We start from the raw sequence: 20398 nt of genomic DNA, 5'->3' as shown, positions 1-20398 counted from the left end.
CTGGACAAGAACTTAGGTAAGGGTAACCTAACAATCGATCCGCCCCAAGGGCATGAGCATGCAAGAGAAAGACAAACCGTGCGAAACCTGAACACCACCATGTCCCGTCGCGGGCTCTTCGCCGCGGGCGGAGCCGCCGCTCTCACGCTGGCCCTGGCCGCCTGCGGATCGGGCGGCTCCACCCCCTCCGCCGCAGGTCAGAGCGCCGCCGTCGCGAGTGGGAGCGCCGGGGCGTGGTCCTTCACCGACGACAGGAAGGAGACGGCCACGGCGGCGGGGGTCCCGGCGCGGGTTGTGGCGTTCACCGGCACGGCGGCGGCCCTCGCCGACTACGGGTTGCAGGACAGGCTCGTCGGCGTGTTCGGCGAGACCAAGCGTGCCGACGGCTCGCCCGAGCCGCAGGCGGGCAACCTCGACGTGGACAAGGTGACGATCCTCGGCAACGTCTGGGGCGAGTTCAACATCGAGAAGTACGCCGCACTGCGCCCCGACCTGCTCGTCACCCACATGTACGACCCCGGCGCGCTCTGGTACGTGCCGGACGAGAGCAAGGACAAGATCGTCAAGCTCGCCCCCACGGTCGCCGTCAGCGCCGCCCGGGTGCCGATGACCGAGACGATCGAGCGCTACGCCGCCCTCGCCGAGACCCTCGGCGCCGACCTGAAGTCTCCCGAGATCGCCCAGGCGAAGGCGAGGTTCGAGGCCGCCGCCGAGAGTGTGCGCAAGGCGGTCGCCGAGAACCCCGGGATCAAAGTGATGGCCGCCTCCGGCAGCCCCGACGTGCTGTACGTCTCCAATCCCAAGGTCAACACCGATCTCATGTACTTCGCCGAGCTGGGGGTCGACGTCGTCCAGCCCGACAAGCCCGGTGACGGCGGCTACTACGAGAACCTCAGCTGGGAGAACGCCGGCAAGTACGACGCCGACCTGATCCTGCTCGACAACCGGCCCACCGCGCTGCAGCCCAAGGACCTCGAGGCCAAGCCCGCCTGGCCCAAGCTGCCGGCGGTCAAGGCCGGTCAGGTCGCCGCCTGGGACCCGGTGCCCCGCTTCTCGTACGCGGGCGCCGCGCCGATCCTGGAGAACCTGGCGACGGCGATCCGGAACGCCAAGAAGCTCGGCTGACCCGCACCCGCAGGAAATCACCCGGGCCTCCGTCCGCCCTGTGCCGACTTAGGTTTGCCTAGCCTAACGAACTGAGGATGACCATGACCCATCCCCGCGCCGGAGACGCGCGGTCGTACCTGTTCAACGACCACACCGTGGAGGGATACCGGCGTGCGGTGGCCGCCGGGAGCGCCCGCGTGGCCGGCCGCGTCGGGCGGACCGACCGGCCGTTCAGCGGCGCCGCCCCGGCACGGCTCGCCCCGGAGATCGCCGCGATCGACCTCGAACGGCCGTTGCACGACCACGCCGCCGCGCTCGACGAGCTCGAAGGGGTCTATCTCCGCGACGCCGTCTACTTCCACCACCCCCGCTATCTGGCCCACCTCAACTGCCCGGTGGTGATCCCCGCGCTGCTGGGCGAGGTGGTCCTGTCGGCCGTCAACTCCTCGCTCGACACCTGGGACCAGAGCGCGGGCGGCACGCTCATCGAGCGCCGCCTGGTCGAGTGGACGGCCGGCCGGATCGGCTTCGGTCCCGCCGCCGACGGCGTCTTCACCAGCGGCGGCACCCAGTCGAACCTCCAGGCGCTGTTCCTCGCCCGCGAGGAGGCCCGCGCCACCGGGACGCCGCTGTCCCGGCTGCGCGTGATCACGTCCGAGGCGGGCCACTTCAGCGTGCGCAAGGCGGCGGCCCTGCTCGGCCTCGGGCCGGAGGCGGTCGTCGCCGTGGAGACCGACGCGGAGCGGCGCATGCGGCTCGACGGGCTCGCCCGCGAGCTCGACCGCTGCCGCCGCGCCGGGCTGACGGTCATGGCCGTCGCCGCCACCGCGGGCACCACCGACTTCGGCTCGATCGACCCGCTGCCGGAGATCGCCCGGCTGTGCGCGGCGGCCGGGGTGTGGCTGCACGTGGACGCGGCCTACGGCTGCGGGCTGCTGGTCTCCCGCAGGCGCCGGCACCTGCTCGACGGGATCGAGCGGGCCGACTCGGTCACCGTCGACTTCCACAAGTCCTTCTTCCAGCCGGTCAGCTCCAGCGCCCTGCTGGTGCGGGACGGCGCGGCGCTGCGGCACGCGGCCCATCACGCCGACTACCTCAACCCGCTGCGGATGGCCGAGAGGGGGATCCCCAACCAGGTGGACAAGAGCCTGCAGACCACCCGCCGCTTCGACGCGCTGAAGCTCTGGCTGACCCTGCGCGTGATGGGCGCGGACGCGGTCGGCGAGTTGTTCGACCAGGTGGTGGACCTCGCGGCCGAGGCGCACGCGATGCTCGCCGCGGACCCGCGCTTCGAGGTCGTCACGCGGCCGCCGCTCAGCACGCTGGTCTTCCGCTACCTGCCGCCGGAGGGCCCGGGCCGCGAACTGGCCGACGACGCCAACCTGTACGCCCGGGAGGCGCTGGCCGCCTCGGGCGAGGCCGTCGTCGCGGGCACGACCGTGGACGGCCGCCATCACCTCAAGCTCACCCTGCTCAACCCGGAGACCACGCGGGACGACATCGCGTACGTCCTCGATCTTCTCGCCGGGCACGCCCAGCGCCACGTGGACGACCTCGCCCCGCTCGCCGGCCACCCGGAGGTGACGCATGTCCACTCATGACTTCGTCGCGATCGGGCTGGGGCCGTTCAACCTGGGCCTCGCCTGCCTGGCCGAGCCGGTGGCCGGGCTCGACGGGCTGTTCCTGGAGGCGAGGCCCGGCTTCGCCTGGCATCCGGGGATGATGCTCGACTCGGTCACGCTGCAGACGCCGTTCATCGCCGACCTCGTCACGCTGGCCGACCCGACCTCGCCGTACTCCTTCCTCAACTACCTCAAGGAGACCGGCAGGCTCTATCCCTTCTACATCCGGGAGAACTTCTACCAGCTTCGCGCGGAGTACGACGCGTACTGCAGGTGGGCCGCCGGGCGGCTGCGGAGCGTCCGCTTCGGCCACCGGGTCACCTCCGTGACGTACGACGAGGCGGACGGGTGTTACGTCGTCCACGCGCTGACGGACGCGGGCGAGCGGACCGAGCACCGCGCCCCGCACCTCGTGCTCGGCACCGGCACCCCGCCGTACGTGCCCGAGCCGTGCCGCGGCCTCGGCGGCGGCGTCGTCCACAACAGCGACTACCTCGCCCGCAAGGACGACCTGCTGACCAAGGAGAGCATCACGGTCGTCGGCAGCGGGCAGAGCGCCGCCGAGATCTACCGCGACCTGCTGGCCGGCATCGACACCCACGGCTACCGGCTGAACTGGGTGACCCGGTCACCCCGGTTCTTCCCGCTGGAATACACCAAGCTGACTCTGGAGATGACCTCCCCGGACTACGTGGACTACTTCCACGCGCTGCCGGAGGACACCCGATACCGCCTCGAAGCCGAGCAGAAGTGCCTGCACAAGGGCATCGACGCGGCGCTGATCAACGAGATCTACGACCTGCTGTACGCCAAGACCGCCGGCGGCCCGGTCCCGTCGCGGCTGCTGACCTGCACCGAACTGCGCGAGGCGGCCCACGACGCGGCCCGGGGCGAGTACACGCTCGGCCTGCGCCACCTGGAGCAGGAGCGCGACTTCACGCTCGTGACCCAGGGGCTCGTGCTGGCGACCGGCTACCGCTACGAGCCGCCCGCCTTCCTCGATCCCGTACGGGACCGCATCCGGTGGGACCGGCGCGGCCGGTTCGACGTGGCCAGGAACTACAGCGTCGACGTCACCGGCCGGGGGATCTTCGTGCAGAACGGCGCGACCCACGCCCACAGCGTCACCTCGCCCGACCTGGGCATGGGCCCGTACCGCAACTCGTGGATCATCGCCCAGATCCTCGGCCGCGAGCACTACCCCATCGAGAAGGCGATCGCCTTCCAGGAGTTCGGCGCCCCCGAAGGGGTGGTCGCGTGAGCGGGATCGTCTTCCGCCGCGTCCACGACGGGGTCGGCAAACTGGCCGTGCGCCGGCTCGACCCCGACGCCGACGCGGAGATCGTGCACGCCTGGGTGACCCACCCCAAGGCGGTGTTCTGGATGATGGGGGACGCCGACGTCGCCGGGGTCGCCGAGGAGTACCGCCGGATCGTGGCCCACCCGCACCGCGACGCCTATCTCGGGCTGGTCGACGGGCGTCCGGCCTTCCTGGCCGAGCGGTACGACCCCGCCCGCGTCGAGCTCGCGGGCCTGTACGACGCGCGGGACGGCGACGTGGGCATGCACTTCCTCTGCGCGCCCACCGGGAGCCCGGTGCACGGCTTCTCCCGGGCCGTGATCACGACAGTGATGGAGACGCTGTTCGCCGACCCGGCGGTGCGGCGGGTGGTCGTCGAGCCCGACGTGCGCAACACCGCCGTCCACGCGCTGAACGCGGCCGTCGGTTTCGAGGTCGTCGGCGTGATCGCCAAACCGGAGAAGGAGGCCCTGCTGAGCGTGTGCACCCGCGAGCGGTTCCACCTCGCCACCGCGAGCGCCGCAGCCGTCGCGGCCGGCGTCCGAGGGGAGCACCCGTGACCGGCCCTGGAAACCGTGCCGCCGATCGGGCCGGAACCCCCACCGGAAACCTCGCAGGGGAGCTCGCCGTCGACCCTGCCGTCGATCCCGTCGCGGCGGTCGCCCATCTCAGCCCGGCGACCTGGGAGAAGGCCAATCGGCGGCTGGTGCGCAAGGCGCTCGCCGAGTTCGCCCACGAGCGGCTGCTCGTCCCGCGCCCGCTCGGCGACGGCCGGTACGCCGTGCGGTCCGACGACGGCGCGGTGGAGTACCGCTTCACCGCCACGGTGCTGTCGCTCGACCACTGGCACATCGGCGAGATCACCCGGCGCCGCACGACGGGCGAGACCGAGCCGCCCGAGTCCCTGCCCCTCGACGCACTGGATCTGGTCGTGGAGACGCGCGGCTCCCTCGGGCTGAGCGACGAGATCCTCCCCGTCTACCTGGAGGAGATCTCCTCCACCCTGGCGAGCCTCGCGTACAAGCTGACCAGGCGCACGGCCGGCGCGGACGAACTGGCGAAGGCCGGCTTCCAGGAGATCGAGGCCGCGATGACCGAGGGACACCCGTGCTTCGTGGCCAACAGCGGCCGGATCGGTTACGGCGTCGACGACCACCACCGGTATGCCCCCGAGGCCGCCGCCCCCGTACGCCTGATCTGGCTGGCCGCCCACCGCGACCACTGCGTGTTCTCCTGCTCCGGCGACATCGACTACGACCGGCTGACACGTGACGAACTCGGCGAGGAGACCCTCGCCCGCTTCGCGGGCACGCTGGCCGGCCTCGGCCTGGACATGGCCGACTACGTGCTGCTTCCGGTGCATCCCTGGCAGTGGTGGAACAAACTGTCGGTCACCTTCGCCGCGGCGGTCGCCACGCGGCGCCTGGTCTGCCTGGGCCCCGGCGACGACGACTACCTCCCCCAGCAGTCGGTGCGCACGTTCTTCAACGCCGGCGCGCCGTCGAAGCACTACGTGAAGACCGCGCTGTCGGTGCTCAACATGGGCTTCATGCGCGGCCTGTCCGCGGCGTACATGGAGGCCACCCCGGCGATCAACGACTGGCTCGCCGGACTGCTGCGGGACGACGACGTCTTCCGCGTGACGCGCCTGACGATCATCCGCGAGCGGGCCGCCGCCGGCTACCGCGACCGCCTGTACGAGTCGGCCACCCGCCCTCACTCGCCATACCGGAAGATGCTCGCGGCGCTGTGGCGGGAGAGCCCGGTCGCGGGCCTCGAACCGGGCAGGCGCCTCGCCACCATGGCCTCCCTCCTGCACACCGACGAGGCGGGCCGGTCGTTCGCGGCGGCGCTGATCGAGCGGTCGGGCCTGCCGCCCGAGGTGTGGCTGCGGCGCTACCTCGACGCCTATCTCACCCCGCTGCTGCACGCCTTCTACGCGTACGGCCTGGCGTTCATGCCGCACGGCGAGAACGTGATCCTGGTGCTCGACGGCGGCGCGGTGGAGCGGGTGATCTTCAAGGACATCGCCGAGGAGATCGTGGTGATGGACCCGGACACGGACCTGCCACCCGGCGTGCGGCGGATCCGCGCCGATGTGCCCGAGGAGATGCGCCTTCTGTCGATCTTCACCGACGTGTTCGACTGCTTCCTGCGCTTCCTCAACGCGATCCTGGCCACGGGCGGCGTGCTCGGCGAGGAGGCGTTCTGGCGGACGGTCGCCGAATGCGCGGCGGACTACCGGCGGTCGGCGCCCCACCTCGCCGAGCGCTTCCGCCGTTACGACCTGTTCGCGGAGACGTTCGCGCTCTCGTGCCTCAACCGCCTGCAACTGCGCGACAACCGGCAGATGGTGGACCTGGCCGACCCGTCGGCCGCCCTCCAGACGGCCGGCGACCTGGTCAACCCGATCGCCCGGTTCGCACCGCCAGCCTGAGCGCCGCCCGCTGAACGCCGCCTGCCTGAGCGACGGGCCGCTCAGGCGGGCGCGTACGTCATGCAGTCGGCCTCGTCCTGCACGGGGCCGATGTCGATGCCGGGCGCCTGGCACTCCAGAGCCACGTTGTGCCGGCAGTCGAACATCTTGCACGCGCCCACGCGTCCCATGGTCTGCTGATCGCCGCCCGGCCCTCCGGTGGTGAAGAAGGTGTCGCAGTGCGCGTGAGACAGGTCGCCGACCGTGATGGCGGTCGCGTGGCACCTGCGGTCACGGTTGTACGCGCACGAGGTGGCCTCGCAACGGTTGACAACGGGCATCTCCATGAGCGGCGTCCCCCCTGGCAGTCACGGCTTTCGCCCGGCTCATACCGCTGTTTACCAGGTCGGCAATCTCCCCGGCGCCACTAGACTCCGCCAAGTCCCGCCAGGGGCCGGCGCCAGGGGAGCAGCGCTGCAGCAGATCCTGACCGCGTTGCAAGCCCAGGCGGACGCGGCCGGGCGCATCACCTGAGACGTCAGCGTCGATTCCACCATCGCCCGCGCGCATCAGCACGCCGCCGCCCCGGCCGGTGATGAGTCAGAGGGGGTCGATCGCGAGGTCGGTGACCTGGTCGTCCTTGATGCCGAACACGAACGCGAAGGACAGAGGCCCGCCGGGGAACTCACCGTCCCCGGAGGCCACCAGACGGTCGCCCGCGAACGAGGTCGGCGTGATCACGATCTTGGGGTTGATCAGGTGCCCCTGGATCCACTCGCGGATCTCGGCCTCGCCGGCGTAGGTCGTCCCGTCATCGCGCACGGTGGCCCCGTCGCCGAAGACCGGGGCCAGCGCGTTCGCGTCGTGCGCGTTGGTGGCCGCGATGAAGTTCTCGACAGCCTTGGGAAGGGTGATGTCGTCCATTTCTGCTCTCCGGTCTTCTCGGGCGCGGGGCGCATGCTGATGAAGGCTTCGTCGGGTCGGTTGTGTGTGGTAACTCAAACCACCCCGACGAGGCTCCTCACGTTCTGGCAACAGGCTTAGAAGTCCGCACCGCGCGAGAGCTTTTCGTTCGCGCGCAGCTCCGCGAGTGCGTTCTCGTGCATCGCAACAACGACGTCGTAGCCAGAGTTGCCGAGCACGATCCGTTGCGGCGGAACGGGTGCGTTCATCGCGCTGATCACGGCCTGCACTCCGCGTTCAGGGTCACCCTCTTGCTTGCCGTTATGTTCCACGAACGCCGCCTTGACGCCCTCGACCAGCGGCACGTAGGCGTCGACGGTCTCGTTGACGGGCTCGTTCTGGAAGCCGGCGTAAGCCTTGGTGCGGAACGCTCCCGGCTCTACGACGAGTACGCGCACACCGAACGGCTCAACTTCATGGCGCAGTGTCTCCGACAGTCCTTCGAGCGCGAACTTCGCCGCTGAGTAGTAGCCGAACCCCTGTGTGCCGACGAGGCCTGCCACCGACGACATGTTCACGATCCAGCCGTCGCCGCGGGCCCGCATACCTGGCAGGACCGCGCGTATCACCTCGACCACGGCGAACAGGTTGAGGTCGAACGTGCGGCGGATCGTCTCGTCGGGGGCCCCCTCGACCGTGCCGAACCAGCCACGGCCCGCGTTGTTGACGAGCACGTCGATCCCGCCAAACCGCTCCTCTGCCGTCTTGACCGCCGCACGCACCTGCTCGGCATCGGTGACATCGAGCTGGAGAACCAGCACACGGCCGCGGTGCGGTTCAGCCCATTCCTGCAGTTCAGAGGGTCGACGTGCTGTCACCACCACCTGATCGCCCTGTTTCAGTGCAGCCTCGGCATAGACCAGGCCGAACCCTCCGGGTGTCCCGCCAGTGACGAACCAAGTCCTCATGGACTTCTCCTATCGCTATAGCAAGCAATGTAGCGCTATATAGGCTACTATAGCAACCATGCAGAATGCACGGGATCGACTCCTGCTCGCCGCGGCGGAGCTGCTGGAGGGCGGCGGCACGGTGTCCACGAGGGCGGTGTGCGAACGCGCCGGGGTGCAGGCCCCGACGCTGTACCACCACTTCGGTAGTAAGCAGGGCCTCATCGACGCCGTGCTGAACCACGGCTTCACCCAGTACACGGCGGTTGAGAGCTCTGGCGACCCGCTGGACGACCTGCGCGAGGGCTGGGACAGGCACGTGCGGTTCGGGCTGGAGCACCCGTCGTTCTACGGGCTGCTTTACGGCCGCGCCGAGCCGGGAAAGCCCTGCGCCGTCACCGCTCCCGCGCACGCCGCGTTGCGCGAGCGGTTGACCGCCGCCGCCGCCCAGGGCCTGCTCAAGGTGCCAGCAGACGAAGCCGCCGAACAGGTGCTTGCCGCCAACGTCGGCATCACGCTCACCTTGATCAGCCAACCGGAGCCGGACTTCAGGCTGTCCGGACGCGTCCGCGAGGCCGCGCTGGCCGGAGTCCTGCACACGCCCTCCGCCGACGCCCCCGCGACCCGTGCGAGCGCCGCACTGACGTTGCGTGCGCTGGTCGGCAACGACCCGGGCGACCTCACCCCTGGCGAACGCGCGCTGCTCGGCGAGCTGCTGGACCGCCTGGCCCGCTAGAGCACGCGGTGTTCCTCAGAGAGGCCGCACGACCTCGTCGCTCTGGACGCGCGGCCCCGCCCGGATATGCCGCTGCGCTACTTGGTGTGAATTGTCAGACAGGCCTTAGTGGAGCAGTTCCTCGGCGACGGCGAGGAGCTTCAGGGCGGTGGGGTCGGCGGGCCCGGCGCCCCGGGGCACCCGGTCGGAGATCCGCTGCAGCAGGAGGTGGACGTCGTCCCCGCCGGCCGCGGCCGGGACCGCCGCTTCGGAGCGCCGCAGCCGCAGCAGCAGCTCCAGGCCGTACGCCGCCTGGGCGGCGAGCAGCCCGAGGAGGTCCACGTCGGCGAGCTCCCCCCGCAGGTCGGAGGACCTGTCGAGCACCTCCAGCACGCCGATGCAGCTCTCCTCCCGGATGACCGGCGCCGCCATGATGCTGTGCGGGACGTACCCCGTGGACTCGGCGGCGTCGTGGGCGAACTGCGGCACGGCGGTCACCTCGTCGGCGATCATCGGCTGGCCGCTCGCCGCGACCCAGCCCGCGATGCCGGTGCCGGGCGGGAAGCGCGTGCCGATGAGGTGCTTCTCCCCCTCGCCCGACACGGCCTCGAAGACCAGTTCGCCGGTCTCCTGGTCCACCAGGAAGACCGACGCCGCGGCGGAGGCGAACACGTGCCGGGCGACCTCGACGGTCGACTGCAGCAGCCTGCGCTCGGTGATCTCGCTGTCGGAGCGCCGTTCATGCACGGACATGTGCGTCTCCCTTGGATACGACGACGTTGCTGGCGGCCAGGTAGAGCACCGACTTGAGCTGGAAGGGGGTCATCCACCGGTGCCTGCTCAGGGCGAGCGCGCACATCCCGGTGATGTGCGGCGCGGCGAAGCTGTTCCCGGTGCTGCGGATCTGCCTGCCGCCGCGCCAGGCCACCCGGACCCGCACGCCCCGGGCGTAGAACTCGGCCGGCGGCGCGGGGTTGTAGTAGTAGGTCATCGGGTCGGGTTCGTCGTGGCTGGCCACGGAGATGACCGAGGAGAACGTCCAGGGAAAGCTGAGCACCGGCATGTTGTGCGCCGCGGCGACGAGCAGGCAGCGCCGGAAGTACGCGCGGTCGGCCAGCTCGTGCAGCTCGGGCAGGAACTGGCTCCTGGTCGTGGACAGGCTGAGGTTGACGAGGTCGAACCCCTCCTCGACGGCCCAGCGCAGACCGGCCAGGAGGGCGGCGCCGCTGCCGGAGCGCCCGTCGGTCAGCACCCGCACCGAGGTCAGCGAGACGGCCGGGGCGATCGAGCGGATCAGTCCGGCGCACGCGGTCCCGTGCCCCACCGGGTCGGCCGGGTCGCAGTCGACGACGGTCAGGTCCCCGCCGTCCTCGGCGACCACCAGCGACCGCTCCAGGCCGCCGACCAGCGGATGGGAGGCGTCCACCCCGGTGTCGAGCACGCAGACGCGCACACCCGCCCCGTCGGCGGGGCCCGTGCCGTCGTCGCCCCACGCCCATTCCCTGGTGACCTCCTCCAGGCGGCTCACGCCGAACTCCTCCGGCGCCAGCCGTGAGGTCGCGAGGCTCCAGGCCGGCACGCCGGGGAACTGCTCACGCCGCTCCCGGCGCCAGGGGGGCTGTGTCACGGTAGCCTCTCCTCCTCGATCCACCGGCGTACCCGCCGGGCGGGCAGCTCCGCTCCCTTGGCGGCGTATCCACGCAGCGCGCGGGCCGCGGCCTCGGCCGCCGGGCCGGTGCGCCCGGCCGCGTGGTGGACGCGGGCCAGGTCGGCCAGCACGTCGCCGCACAGGCAGGGGTCGTCGGTCCGGGCGAGCAGCTCCTCCGCGCGGGCGGCGAGCGCGCCCGCCGCACCGTGGTCGCCGTCGAGGGACGCGACCAGGGCGCTCAGCGTGAGTAGGGTCAGCTCACCGCGGGCCTGCAACCGTGCGCCCGTCGCGCGCAGCCGGGCGAGCTCTCCCGCGGCCTCGGCGTGACGTCCCCGCCGGATCAGCTCGCGCGCGGCGTACAGCTCCAGCGTCCGGGCCGGCTCGGACTGCCCCACCCGGTGGAGGTCCGCCGCCGCCTGGCGGAACAGCGCCTCGGCCGCGGCGTGCCGGTCGACGAGCGACTCCACCAGCCCGCGCACCTGGAGCACCGCGGCCGCCGCAAGGTCCAGATGGAGGTCCCGGGCGTGCCGGTCGGCGGCGTGGAGGACGGCCCAGGCCTCGGCGACGTCACCGGCCAGCGCGAGCAGCCGCGCCTCGGTGACCAGGACGGGCAGGAGCATCGCCCGGTCGGCGCCGAACCTGGCCGACAGGCCCGCGCACAGGGACAACCCCTCCGCCAGCGGCGTCGGGGACCACTGCGCCAGCTCGCACAACCCGCTGAGCAGTCGGTTCTCCTCGTACCTGTCGCCGAGGGAGCGGGCCCGGGCCAGGGCGTCGCGCAGCGCGTCCTCGGCCGCCCCGAAGCGGCCCTCGCCGATGCGCAGCAGCGCCTCCAGGTGGTGGAACCGGCACCAGCCGAGGTCGTCGCCCGGGTCGGCCGCCAGCAGGTCCCGGAACGGCCCGGCCGAGGCCGGCCGGGTGCCGAAGCGCAGCGCCAGCGTCTCGCGCTGGACGGCGCAGGTGAGCCGGGTGCGCGGGTCGCCCGGCAGCATCCGCTCGGCCACCTCCAGCGCGGCGTACGGCCGGTCGGACTCGCCGCGGGCCAGCCCGGCGTCGCAGATGCGTACGGCGAGCGGCCGGTGGTCGGGATGCCCGGCCGGCAGCAGGTCGCGCCCACGCTCCAGCAGGGCGATGGCCGCGGGCAGGTCCTTGCGGTGCAGGGCCCGGGTGCCCTCGCCGACGAGTGCGCGGGCGGCCCGCTCGGTCAGCGCCGGCAGCAGCGGGTCGTCCGGCCGCACCTCGCGTTTCAGCAGGCAGGCGGTCTCCAGGTGGTGGGTCAGGTCGCCGTGCGACGACTCCTCCCCGGACGAGGACCAGACGGAGGACTCCGCGGGCCCGGAGAGCCGGCCGGAGATCTGCTCGGAGATCCGGTCGGCGAGGGCCAGATGCCAGGTGGCCCGCAGGTCCTTGCGGGTCATGGCGTAGACCGTGTCGCGGGTCAGCGTCTGGGTGAAATGGAACGACCCCGCCGCCTCCCCGCGCCGGACCAGGCGTTTGCGGATCAGGAGCCCGACAGTCTCGTCGACGTCGAACCGGGCCTCCGGCTGGGCCGCGCAGAGGACGCCGAGCTGGTCGAGGGTGAAGACGTGACCGATCGCCGCGGCCCGTTCGAGCACGTCGCGCTCACCGTCGTCGAGCAGGTCGAGCCGCGCGCCGAGCAGCGCCTGGATGGTGCGCGGAAGCGGGGCGTCCTCCCCCTCCTCGGCCAGCGTCTCCAGCAGCAGTTCGGCGAACAGCGGGTTGCCGTCGGAGCTCTCCGCGACCCGCCGGCACAGGGCCGGGCTCGCGACCACGGCGTGGGCGACCACCTCGTCGTCCGGCGACCGGAGCGCGGCGAGTTCGGCGACCAGCCGCTCCATCCGCGCCGCGTCCAGCGCCCCGAGCTCGAACGCGACGGCGCGGCCGACGTCGATCCCCCAGGAGGGCCGCGCCTCCAGCAACTCGGGACGGGCCACCCGTACGACCAGGACCGGCACGTCGACCAGCCACGTCGTGAGGTCGTCGATCAGGTCGAGTAGGGTCGGCTCGGCCCAGTGCAGGTCCTCCCAGACCACCACCAGCGGCTCGCGCCGGGCCAGCGCCTCGAACAGCGCGCACACCGCCCGCGCGATCTCCTCGACTCCCGCGTCCTCTCCCGTACGCGGAGCGCGTGCGGCGTGCCCGGTCACCAGGCCGCGCAGGGCGGCGCCGCTCGCCTCCTCCAGCGTGTCCGGCCAGTCGTCACCGAGGGACTCGACCATCTCCGCGATGGGCCGGTAGGTGATCCCGGCGCCGTACGAGCGGCACCTCCCGGCGAGCACGGTGACCCCGGTGGGCAGTTCGTGGACGAAGTCGCGCACGAGCCGGGACTTGCCGATGCCCGGCACGCCGAGCACGGTCACCACCCGGCACCGGTGGTCCCGCACCGCCTCGCGGTACGCCGTCCGGAGCCGCGCGGTCTCCGCGGCGCGGCCGATGAGCGGGACCTGGGCGTCGGCGTCCCCGGCGTCCGGCTCCAGCGAGGTCACCCGCCAGGCCCGCACGGGGTTGCTCTTGCCCTTCAGTGTGAGCGGAGGCACGGGCTCCAGCCGCGCCTGGGCGCGGACCAGACGCGCGACCTCGTCCCCGACGAGGATCTCGCCGACGCCCGCGGCGGACTGCAGGCGGGCGGCCGTGTTGACGGTGTCGCCGATGACGCGCAGGTCGGCTCCGGGAGTGGCGATGACCACCGCCTGCCCGGCGCTGACGCCGCAGTGCACGTCGAGCCGGATGCCGTGCGTGGGAGCGAGGCCGTCGCTCAGCTCCCGCACCCCCTCCAACGCCGCGTGGGCGGCGCGGACCGCCCGGAGCGCGTCGTCCTCACGGCTGGCGGGGATGCCGAAGACCGCCATGATCGCGTCCCCGATGTACTTCTCCACGACGCCGCCGTGCTCGCTGATCCCGGAGGTGCACGCCTGGTAGTACCGGTCGAGGACGTCCCGGAGGAGCTCCGGGTCGAGCCGTTCGGCCAGCTCCGTCGAGCCCACCAGGTCGATGAAGACGACCACGACGTTCCGGCGCGCAGGGCGGGCTGCCCCGGCGTTCACACTAATTTGAGCTCCTGGCCCTCGACCTCGCCGGCCGCCTCGTCCAGGCGGGTCTTGATCGAGTTGAGCAGCTCGACCTCCGGCCTGCTCAGCTCGGCGAACACCTGCCGCTGCCGCTCGTTGAGCATGTCCACGGGGTGGCCCGCCTCGCGCAGGGCCGTCAGCGGGTCGAACGGCGCCGGCCCGGTCTGAACGTCGTGGCTGTTCAACGGCCCACCTCCTGGTCGTGCCTGGCCTCGCGGCCACTGTGGTACGCCGCCAACGGTAGGGACGCGTGGTTCAGCGCCAGTATGGCGACGCCATGCCGCCGCCATACTGACCGCGTACGCGGGCTCAGCGCTCCCGGTTTCCGTGCGGTGCGGCGTGCGGGCCGGCGTGCAGTTCGGCCGCGAACCGGTGGGCGAGGGGTGACATCGCGTACGACAGGGAGTGGGCGGCCACCTCCGCGTCGGCCGGGGTCTGCGAGATCGACAGGACGCCCGCCTCCAGGAGCGACTCGACGACCCGCTCGCCCGGCTCGCCGGTGCCGTCCAGGGCCTCGACGAGCTCTTCGTGCCCGAAGACCGGGCCGCCGAGCGCGCCCAGGGCGAGGAACGCGGCGCGGTGCGGCCACGACGGGTGGGCGTAGGACTCCTCGAACCGGCGGCGCAGCGACACGTCTCCCGCGGCGAACTCGTCCAGCACGTTCTCGGTCCGGTCCAGCCGCTCGGCCAGCGGACCGAGCGGCAGGTGCCACAGCCCGGCGAGCCGGGCCCCGAGCAGGCGCAGGACCAGCGGCGACAGGCCGTATCTCCGGAAGATCCGCAGGACGGCGGGCAGGTCGCCGGCCACCCGGTCACGGCCGATCATCCGGCTCAGGAACTCGACACCCTCGCTCGTGGACAGGTCTCCGAGCCCGATCCGGGCCACCGAGTCCAGCCCGCTGAGCCTGCTCCGGCTCGTCACCAGGACCCTGCTCGACGTGGTGCCGGGAAGCAGCGTGCGGACGCTCTCCTCGTCGGGCGCGTCGTCGAGGACCAGCAGGACCTTCCGGTCGGCGAGCCACGACCGCCAGACGGACGCCAGCGCGTCGTCCTCGCGCACTCCGGCGACATCCAGCCCCACGCTCTCCAGGATCTCCCGCTGGACGCCGGCGGCCGGCTGGGGGACGCCGTGGCGCCGCAGCGGGATCACCACCGCGCCGTCCGGATAGCGGGAGGCGAGCAGGTGCGCGACGTGTACGGCGAGGGCGGTCTTGCCGGCGCCCAGCCCGCCTGTGATCACCGTGACGGGGGCGGGATCCTCGAGAACGCGCCGCACCTCCGCCTCCCGGCCGGCGAAGTCGTCGACGTCGCGGGGGAGCCGGTTCGCCAGGGCCCGTACGGACCGGGGGCGGGCGGCGGCCGGGCCCGGGTTCCGCGTGGGGGGCCCGTCACAACGGAGGATGGTCTGGTAGAGCTGCCTGATCAGCGGGCTGGGATCGATGCCCATCTCGGCGGCGAGGTGCCGCCGCAGGCCCTCGAAATGCGACAGCGCCTCGGCGGTCCGCCCGCACCGCGACAGCGCCGTCATCCTCGCCGCGGCGATGCGCTCGCGGGCGGGGAACCGCGCGGCGACGACGTCGAGGGAGCCCAGAGTCTCGACGTGGCGGCCCAGTTCGATCTCCAGCTCCACCCAGTCCTCGTAGACCGACAGGAAGAGCTCGGTGAAGCGGCCCACCTCGGCGGCCACGAGCGGGACATGGCGGAACTCCACAAGCGGTCGTTCGTGCCACATGCTGACGGCGTCGCCCAGTTGCGACGCGGCGACGGGGAGGTCGCCGCTCCGGACGGCGGAGCGGCCCGACCTGCTCAGTTCCAGGAACCGCAGCAGGTCGAGCTCCTCGCGGTCGGCGCGCATCCGGTAGCCCCACCCCTGGAAGCTGATCCGGTCGCCCACGATCTTGCGTAGCGCGGACACGTAGACCTGCAGGTTCTTGCGGGCCGTACGCGGCGGCGTCTCGCCCCACAGCGAGTCGATCAGCTGCTCGGACGGGATGACCGCGTTCGCGTGGCACAGCAGTATCGCCAGGAGCAGCCGTTGTTTCGGAGCGCCGATGACCGCCCTGTGGTCCTCCACGCGGACCTCCAGCGGACCGAGAATCGAGCAGTGCAGTCGCGGTGAGATCGCGTCACCCATGGTGCAGTCCTTGGTCCGGGTCTCCGCGGCGGTCCCGGTCACCGGACGGAACCGGCTCTCCGGGCGCCCAGGAGGAGGAAGTCGACGAGGTCGAGCGGAGCCGGGGGCACGGCGTTGCCCAGGGCCGCCAGATGGAGCGTTCGTGCCGCGAGCGCGACGGCCGTGGAGACCGCGTGTCCCCCGGCCTTCGCCTCGAACCAGCGCCAGTCGCCGTCCGGGTTCACTTCGAGGAACACCACCTCGTCCTTCCTCAGCAGCAGGTCGAAGGCGCCGTACGTCATCCCCCACAGGGCCGCGAGCCGCCGTACGGCGTCGGCGGCCGCGGGCGGCACGGCGACCGGGGTGACCGTCACTTCGCCCTCCTCGCGCCACGGCGAGTCGGGGGAGCGCTTGCCGACGGCGTACGCGTGCAGGCCGCCGGCGACGTGGTAGACCCGCAGCTCGGCGTCGTGCTCGACGTGCTCCTGCACGATGACGGGGTAGTCGAGGGCGGGCCGGCGCAGCACCTCCTCGCGGGCCGCGATCTCGGGGAGGACCCCGGTCAGGAGCCCGGGCTCGGTCTCGACGAAGTGCTCCTCGACGACCTTGACGACCACCCTGGACCCCGGCAGGCGGGCCGCCGCCTCCGCCGGGCTGGTGGTGACGACCGTACGGGGGACGCGGACCCCGGCCCTCGCCGCACCGGCGAGCTGTTCCAGGCGGCCGGGCCGGTTGCCCGGCAGGCTCGCCGGGGCCAGCGAGCAGAGCTGGCGGACCAGCGCGTGCCATGACTCGGCCCGCAGCAGGGTCTCCACGGCGTCCGCCGTCGCGGGCATGGCCCGGGGCGAGAAGTGGCGCGCCCACACGACGGTCGGCATGATGCGGCGGCCGTCGAGGTCGAGCACTCCGCTCATCCCGCCCGTGTCACCGGTGACCGTGGTGGACAGCCGCAGCGAGGCGATGGTCTCGGCGTCGACGCGCACGCTCGGCACGCCGAGGCGGTGCAGGGTGTCCTGCAGGACGGCGAACTCGGCGCAGCCCGCGCGGTCGGCCAGCACGACGCAGGGCAGGACCCCCGCGTCCGGCCCGGTGCCCGGCTCGATGCGCAGTTCGCTGTCCGCTGTCCGCCACGACACCGATCCCGGCGTTCCGCGCAGGTCGACGGTGAGGGGAGGGTCGTACGATCGGCCCGGGCCGGGTGGGCCGGCGTCTCCGGCGGCGCTCAGCAAGGCGGGACCGCAGTCGTGCGCGGCCCGGATCCGTAAGATCCCCCCGGTGGCGCCTCCACCGGCCTCGTTCTCGCTGTCCCGCCCACACTCAACCAGTCAACGGGGGCCGCGGTTTAATGTCAATAGAACCATATATGGCCGATTGTTTAAGTAATTGCTGTATGTCGGATTTCTTTGTTTATCCAGGTCAGACGGTGTCGGCTTCCGGAAAGCGACGGCTTTCGGATGTCCCGCTCACGGGCTCTCCGTAACATGATATTTGTGGTCTGGAGAAATTCCTGTTTAGGGACATGGCCCGCTGATCCGGCGGCACGGCGGCCGGTGGCCGTTCCGGCCCGGTGCGTACACTGGGATCCACTCGTGCGGACCGGCCCCCTTCGTCGCCCCTCGCGACCGGCGCGCGGGATCCACGAACGGGCGGGGTGACGAACCCGGTGCGAAGGCCGGGTGACCGGGACGAGGAGGACGGCGTGAGCCGGCGCGTACGCGGCGATCGGGAAGAGGCCGGCCTGCCGATCGACCCCGACGTCGACCTCCGGCGCGATCGGGACGTCTTCCGCCTGGCGGCCCCCGCGCACCGCCGTGGCTGGGACGTGCTCGCGATGATCGCGCTCGGCGGCGGGGCCGGCAGCGTGGCCCGCTACCTGGCCGGCCGGGCCCTGCCCGCGCCGCCCTCCGGGTTTCCCTTGGCGACGTTCCTCGTCAACGTCACCGGCTGCCTCGCGCTGGGGGCGCTGATGGTCTTCGTGCTGTCCGTCTGGCCCCCGCGCCGCTACGTGCGGCCGTTCCTCGGGGTCGGTTTCCTCGGCGGGTTCACCACGTTCTCCACCTTCACCAACGAGAGCGTGGGAAGGATGTCAGCCGGCGGGTGGACGACGGCCGTCGCGTACGCGGCGGGCAGCCTGGTCGCCGGTCTGGCCGCGGTCTGGTGCGGGGCCGCCCTGGCCCGCGCCGTGGCCGGCCTCCCCGTACGGCACGGCAAGGAGACGAGGCAATGAGGCTGCACGGCCCGGCGCAACGCCTGACGATCTTCGTCGGCGAGACCGACCAGTATCGTCATCGGCCGCTGTACAGCGAGATCGTGCACCGGGCGCACAAGAGAGGGCTCGCCGGCGCGAGCGTGTTCCGCGGCATCGAGGGCTTCGGCGCCTCCTCGCTCATCCACACCAGCCGCCTGCTGTCGCTCAGCGAGGACCTGCCCGTCGCCGTCGTCGTCGTGGACGCCCCGGAGCGGATCGCCGCGTTCATGACGGAGCTGGACGAACTGGTCACCGAGGGCCTCGTGATCGTCGATCCCGTGGAGGTCTACCGCTACGTGGGGCGTACGGAGCGGTGACCCTGCTGCTCGTCTTCCTCGGCGGCGCGATCGGCGCCCCCGCCCGCTATCTGACCGACCGGCTGGTGCAGCGCCTGCACGACAGCGTCTTCCCCTGGGGGACGCTGACGGTGAACCTGGTGGGGTCGCTCGTGCTCGGGCTGCTGCTCGGCGCGCGGGACGGCCTCGGCCTGCCCGATCCCGCGGTCGCCCTGCTCGGCACCGGTGTCTGCGGGGCGCTCACGACGTTCAGCACGTTCGGCTTCGAGACCGTGCGCCTGCTGGAGGAGGGCTCGGCCGCGCAGGCCGCACTCAACGCGCTGGGCAGCCTGCTCCTCGGCGTCCTCGCCGCCGCCGCCGGGCTCGGCCTCGCCCATCTGCTCGCCTGAGCCGTCCCGCTCGGCCCCGCCCGGTGAGCCCCGGAAATGAGCCCGGAGAACAGCCCCGGAGACACGTCCACCCCACCCGAGGGTGGGGTGGAGCGCATCAGGCAGGTCAGTGGTGCCCGTGGCCGGGTCCGTCGTGCTTCTGGGTCCAGGGACCGGTGATCGCGAAGACGTAGCCAGGGGTCTGGATGTTGGCGAACAGGATGCGCCCGTCCGCGCTGAACGTCGGGCCGGTGAACTCGCTGTCGTTGAGCTCGTTGCGGGCCATCGGGTAGGGGGTGCCCTTGTCGGTCACGCCGACCAGGTGCGACAGGCCCTCGCCGTCCTCGGCCAGGATGACCCCGCCGTACGGCGAGACGGTGATGTTGTCCGGCCCGTCGTAGTGGGTGTCCTGCTCCGGGTCGGGGTTCACACCGAAGATCGTCTTGAGCGTGACGGTCTCCGACTCTGGGTCGTAGAACCAGACCTGGCCGTCGTGCTCGTTCTTGCTGCCGTCGTCGTGCCGGGCGTAGCTGGCGACGAAGTACGCGCCGCCGTCACCCCACCAGGCGCCCTCCAGCTTGCGGCTGCGGGTGACCTGGTCGTCGGTGAACTGCTTGCGCACCGAGGTGGTCTTGGCGTCCCGGTCCGGCACGTCGACCCACTCGACCTTGTAGCGGGTGCCCGGCTGGGTCGCCTCGGACAGGTCGGCGATGTGCTTGCTGCCCTTGCGGCACCGCATGGCCTGCAGCTTCCCCGCGGTGTCGCCGCCGGGGCCGAGCGCGAGCGCGCGCAGCGCGCCCTTGCGGGCGTGGAAGTGCTTCGGCGGGACCCACCGGAAGTAGAGCCCGTTCGGGCCGCTCGCGTCCTCGGTCAGGTAGATCTCCGAGTTGCGGGGGTTGACCGCGACGGCCTCGTGCGAGTAGCGGCCGAGGAACTTCAGCGGGACCGGGTCGCGGTTGGCCGCCCGGTCGAACGGGTCCACCTCGAAGACGTAGCCGTGGTCCTTCTGGTACACGCCCCCGGCCCGCTGCTCGGTCTCCTCACAGGTCAGCCAGGTGTTCCACGGCGTGATGCCGCCCGCGCAGTTGTTGTGCGTGCCCGCGACGCTGACGTACTCGCGGACCCGGTTGCCGTTCCGGTCCACCTCGATGTTCGTGGTGCCGCCCTTGGCGCCGGGGTCGTAGGTCAGGCCGGGCAGGGCGGGCACGCCGTACGGCTCGCTGCCGTTGATCTCGTGGTTGTTCACCAGGACCCAGCCGTCGCGACCGGCGAAGCACCCGGTGCCGTCGGCGTCGCTCGGAGTCGGCTCGCCCGACTCCAGCTTCGTCGTCCCGGCCTGGGCGACGATCTTGTACGAGAAGCCCTTCGGCAGGGCGAGCAGACCGGCGGGGTCGGGAACGACGGGGCCGTACCCGGTCGTCTTGCCGACCCCGGCCTGGGCGGCCTGGGCGGCCGCGGGACCGGCGATGGCCTCGATGCTGCCCGCGACGGCGATGCCGAGGCCGCCGGCGGCGGCCGAACGCATGAGATCGCGGCGGGAAAGGGAGGAGCTCACAGACGTACCTTTCGTGCATACAGCAGGCGATGCGATCAAATTCCGTCAGGCTGAACGTTTCCTTTCGTCATC

Annotated in this window: 19 protein-coding genes; 9 read left to right on the top strand and 10 right to left on the bottom strand. The window is 72.0% G+C overall.

Features of this window, described 5'->3' with window-relative positions; translation table 11 throughout:
* Positions 1-78 precede the first annotated feature (78 nt).
* The 5 genes from Mam01_RS09330 (at position 79) to Mam01_RS09310 (ending at position 6466) form a co-directional block, all read left to right on the top strand.
* Complete coding sequence (locus Mam01_RS09330; protein WP_239101164.1) at positions 79-1125, top strand: ABC transporter substrate-binding protein; 1047 nt, start codon at positions 79-81, stop codon at positions 1123-1125.
* Positions 1126-1208: 83 nt separating this feature from the next.
* Positions 1209-2708 (top strand): pyridoxal phosphate-dependent decarboxylase family protein, encoded by a 1500-nt coding sequence (locus Mam01_RS09325; RefSeq protein WP_204284973.1) that lies wholly within the window; start codon positions 1209-1211, stop codon positions 2706-2708.
* The gene (locus tag Mam01_RS09320) at positions 2695-3990 is read left to right on the top strand and encodes a lysine N(6)-hydroxylase/L-ornithine N(5)-oxygenase family protein (protein ID WP_204284972.1); all 1296 of its coding nucleotides are present in this window, start codon (positions 2695-2697) and stop codon (positions 3988-3990) included. The genes Mam01_RS09325 and Mam01_RS09320 overlap by 14 nt, the downstream gene beginning before the upstream one ends.
* On the top strand, positions 3987-4589 hold the full coding sequence (locus Mam01_RS09315; RefSeq protein ID WP_204284971.1) for a GNAT family N-acetyltransferase: 603 nt from the start codon (positions 3987-3989) through the stop codon (positions 4587-4589). The genes Mam01_RS09320 and Mam01_RS09315 overlap by 4 nt, the downstream gene beginning before the upstream one ends.
* On the top strand, positions 4586-6466 hold the full coding sequence (locus Mam01_RS09310) for an IucA/IucC family protein (RefSeq protein WP_204284970.1): 1881 nt from the start codon (positions 4586-4588) through the stop codon (positions 6464-6466). The genes Mam01_RS09315 and Mam01_RS09310 overlap by 4 nt, the downstream gene beginning before the upstream one ends.
* A gap of 41 nt (positions 6467-6507) precedes the next feature.
* Here the strand turns inward: Mam01_RS09310 and Mam01_RS09305 are convergent, their stop codons facing one another.
* The 3 genes from Mam01_RS09305 to Mam01_RS09295 form a co-directional block, all read right to left on the bottom strand.
* On the bottom strand, positions 6508-6792 hold the full coding sequence (locus Mam01_RS09305; protein WP_150933667.1) for a DUF1540 domain-containing protein: 285 nt from the start codon (positions 6790-6792) through the stop codon (positions 6508-6510).
* A 253-nt stretch (positions 6793-7045) separates the two neighbouring features.
* Positions 7046-7369 (bottom strand): nuclear transport factor 2 family protein, encoded by a 324-nt coding sequence (locus Mam01_RS09300; protein ID WP_204284969.1) that lies wholly within the window; start codon positions 7367-7369, stop codon positions 7046-7048.
* A 116-nt stretch (positions 7370-7485) separates the two neighbouring features.
* Positions 7486-8316 carry an SDR family NAD(P)-dependent oxidoreductase gene (locus Mam01_RS09295; RefSeq protein WP_204284968.1) on the bottom strand — a complete coding sequence of 277 codons (831 nt, stop codon included), beginning with the start codon at positions 8314-8316 and terminating at the stop codon, positions 7486-7488.
* Between the two features lie 58 nt (positions 8317-8374).
* Here Mam01_RS09295 and Mam01_RS09290 point away from each other — a divergent pair, with 58 nt between their 5' ends.
* A complete protein-coding gene (locus Mam01_RS09290) occupies positions 8375-9031 on the top strand; it encodes a TetR/AcrR family transcriptional regulator (protein WP_204284967.1) in 657 nt (218 codons plus the stop codon).
* Positions 9032-9136: 105 nt separating this feature from the next.
* Here Mam01_RS09290 and Mam01_RS09285 read toward each other — a convergent pair whose 3' ends face one another.
* The 6 genes from Mam01_RS09285 to Mam01_RS09260 form a co-directional block, all read right to left on the bottom strand.
* Complete coding sequence (locus Mam01_RS09285) at positions 9137-9763, bottom strand: GAF domain-containing protein (RefSeq protein ID WP_204284966.1); 627 nt, start codon at positions 9761-9763, stop codon at positions 9137-9139.
* Positions 9750-10637: a S8 family peptidase gene (locus tag Mam01_RS09280; RefSeq protein WP_239101163.1), complete on the bottom strand. Its 888-nt coding sequence runs from the start codon at positions 10635-10637 to the stop codon at positions 9750-9752. Before Mam01_RS09280 ends, Mam01_RS09285 begins: the two co-directional genes overlap by 14 nt.
* Positions 10634-13723, bottom strand: a complete 3090-nt coding sequence (locus Mam01_RS09275) for an AAA family ATPase (protein ID WP_204284965.1) — start codon at positions 13721-13723, stop codon at positions 10634-10636. The genes Mam01_RS09280 and Mam01_RS09275 overlap by 4 nt, the downstream gene beginning before the upstream one ends.
* Entirely contained in the window at positions 13720-13932 is a 213-nt protein-coding gene (locus tag Mam01_RS09270) for an aroma-sacti cluster domain-containing protein (protein WP_191910116.1), read from the bottom strand. The genes Mam01_RS09275 and Mam01_RS09270 overlap by 4 nt, the downstream gene beginning before the upstream one ends.
* Positions 13933-14056: 124 nt before the next feature.
* Complete coding sequence (locus Mam01_RS09265) at positions 14057-15880, bottom strand: AfsR/SARP family transcriptional regulator (protein WP_204284964.1); 1824 nt, start codon at positions 15878-15880, stop codon at positions 14057-14059.
* 38 nt (positions 15881-15918) lie between these two features.
* The gene (locus Mam01_RS09260; protein ID WP_204284963.1) at positions 15919-17088 is read right to left on the bottom strand and encodes an ATP-grasp domain-containing protein; all 1170 of its coding nucleotides are present in this window, start codon (positions 17086-17088) and stop codon (positions 15919-15921) included.
* Positions 17089-17558: 470 nt separating this feature from the next.
* Between Mam01_RS09260 and crcB (Mam01_RS09255) the strand changes: the two genes are divergently transcribed.
* Genes crcB (Mam01_RS09255) through crcB (Mam01_RS09245) form a run of 3 tightly spaced genes read left to right on the top strand, consistent with a single transcriptional unit; the run spans position 17559 to position 18792 of the window.
* On the top strand, positions 17559-18086 hold the full coding sequence (gene crcB, locus Mam01_RS09255) for a fluoride efflux transporter CrcB (RefSeq protein ID WP_239101162.1): 528 nt from the start codon (positions 17559-17561) through the stop codon (positions 18084-18086).
* A complete protein-coding gene (locus Mam01_RS09250; RefSeq protein WP_150933676.1) occupies positions 18083-18424 on the top strand; it encodes a DUF190 domain-containing protein in 342 nt (113 codons plus the stop codon). The genes crcB (Mam01_RS09255) and Mam01_RS09250 overlap by 4 nt, the downstream gene beginning before the upstream one ends.
* A complete protein-coding gene (gene crcB, locus Mam01_RS09245) occupies positions 18421-18792 on the top strand; it encodes a fluoride efflux transporter CrcB (RefSeq protein ID WP_150933677.1) in 372 nt (123 codons plus the stop codon). Before Mam01_RS09250 ends, crcB (Mam01_RS09245) begins: the two co-directional genes overlap by 4 nt.
* Positions 18793-18898: 106 nt before the next feature.
* On the opposite strand, the gene Mam01_RS09240 is transcribed toward crcB (Mam01_RS09245), so the two are convergent.
* Positions 18899-20326, bottom strand: a complete 1428-nt coding sequence (locus Mam01_RS09240; protein WP_239101161.1) for an alkaline phosphatase PhoX — start codon at positions 20324-20326, stop codon at positions 18899-18901.
* Positions 20327-20398: the final 72 nt, after the last annotated feature.

It is taken from the genome of Microbispora amethystogenes, from assembly GCF_016863015.1.
Classification (GTDB): Bacteria; Actinomycetota; Actinomycetes; order Streptosporangiales; family Streptosporangiaceae; genus Microbispora; species Microbispora amethystogenes.
This window is presented reverse-complemented; position numbering and strand designations above follow the sequence as displayed.

Excerpts from the sequence above, each read along its gene's own strand:
- Mam01_RS09300 (WP_204284969.1), bottom strand. The coding sequence starts at position 7,369 with ATGGACGACATCACCCTTCCCAAGGCTGTCGAGAACTTCATCGCGGCC.
- Mam01_RS09295 (WP_204284968.1), bottom strand. The coding sequence starts at position 8,316 with ATGAGGACTTGGTTCGTCACTGGCGGGACACCCGGAGGGTTCGGCCTG.
- Mam01_RS09325 (WP_204284973.1), top strand. The coding sequence starts at position 1,209 with ATGACCCATCCCCGCGCCGGAGACGCGCGGTCGTACCTGTTCAACGAC.
- Mam01_RS09305 (WP_150933667.1), bottom strand. The coding sequence starts at position 6,792 with ATGGAGATGCCCGTTGTCAACCGTTGCGAGGCCACCTCGTGCGCGTAC.
- Mam01_RS09285 (WP_204284966.1), bottom strand. The coding sequence starts at position 9,763 with ATGTCCGTGCATGAACGGCGCTCCGACAGCGAGATCACCGAGCGCAGG.
- Mam01_RS09250 (WP_150933676.1), top strand. The coding sequence starts at position 18,083 with ATGAGGCTGCACGGCCCGGCGCAACGCCTGACGATCTTCGTCGGCGAG.
- Mam01_RS09290 (WP_204284967.1), top strand. The coding sequence starts at position 8,375 with ATGCAGAATGCACGGGATCGACTCCTGCTCGCCGCGGCGGAGCTGCTG.
- Mam01_RS09320 (WP_204284972.1), top strand. The coding sequence starts at position 2,695 with ATGTCCACTCATGACTTCGTCGCGATCGGGCTGGGGCCGTTCAACCTG.
- Mam01_RS09265 (WP_204284964.1), bottom strand. The coding sequence starts at position 15,880 with ATGGGTGACGCGATCTCACCGCGACTGCACTGCTCGATTCTCGGTCCG.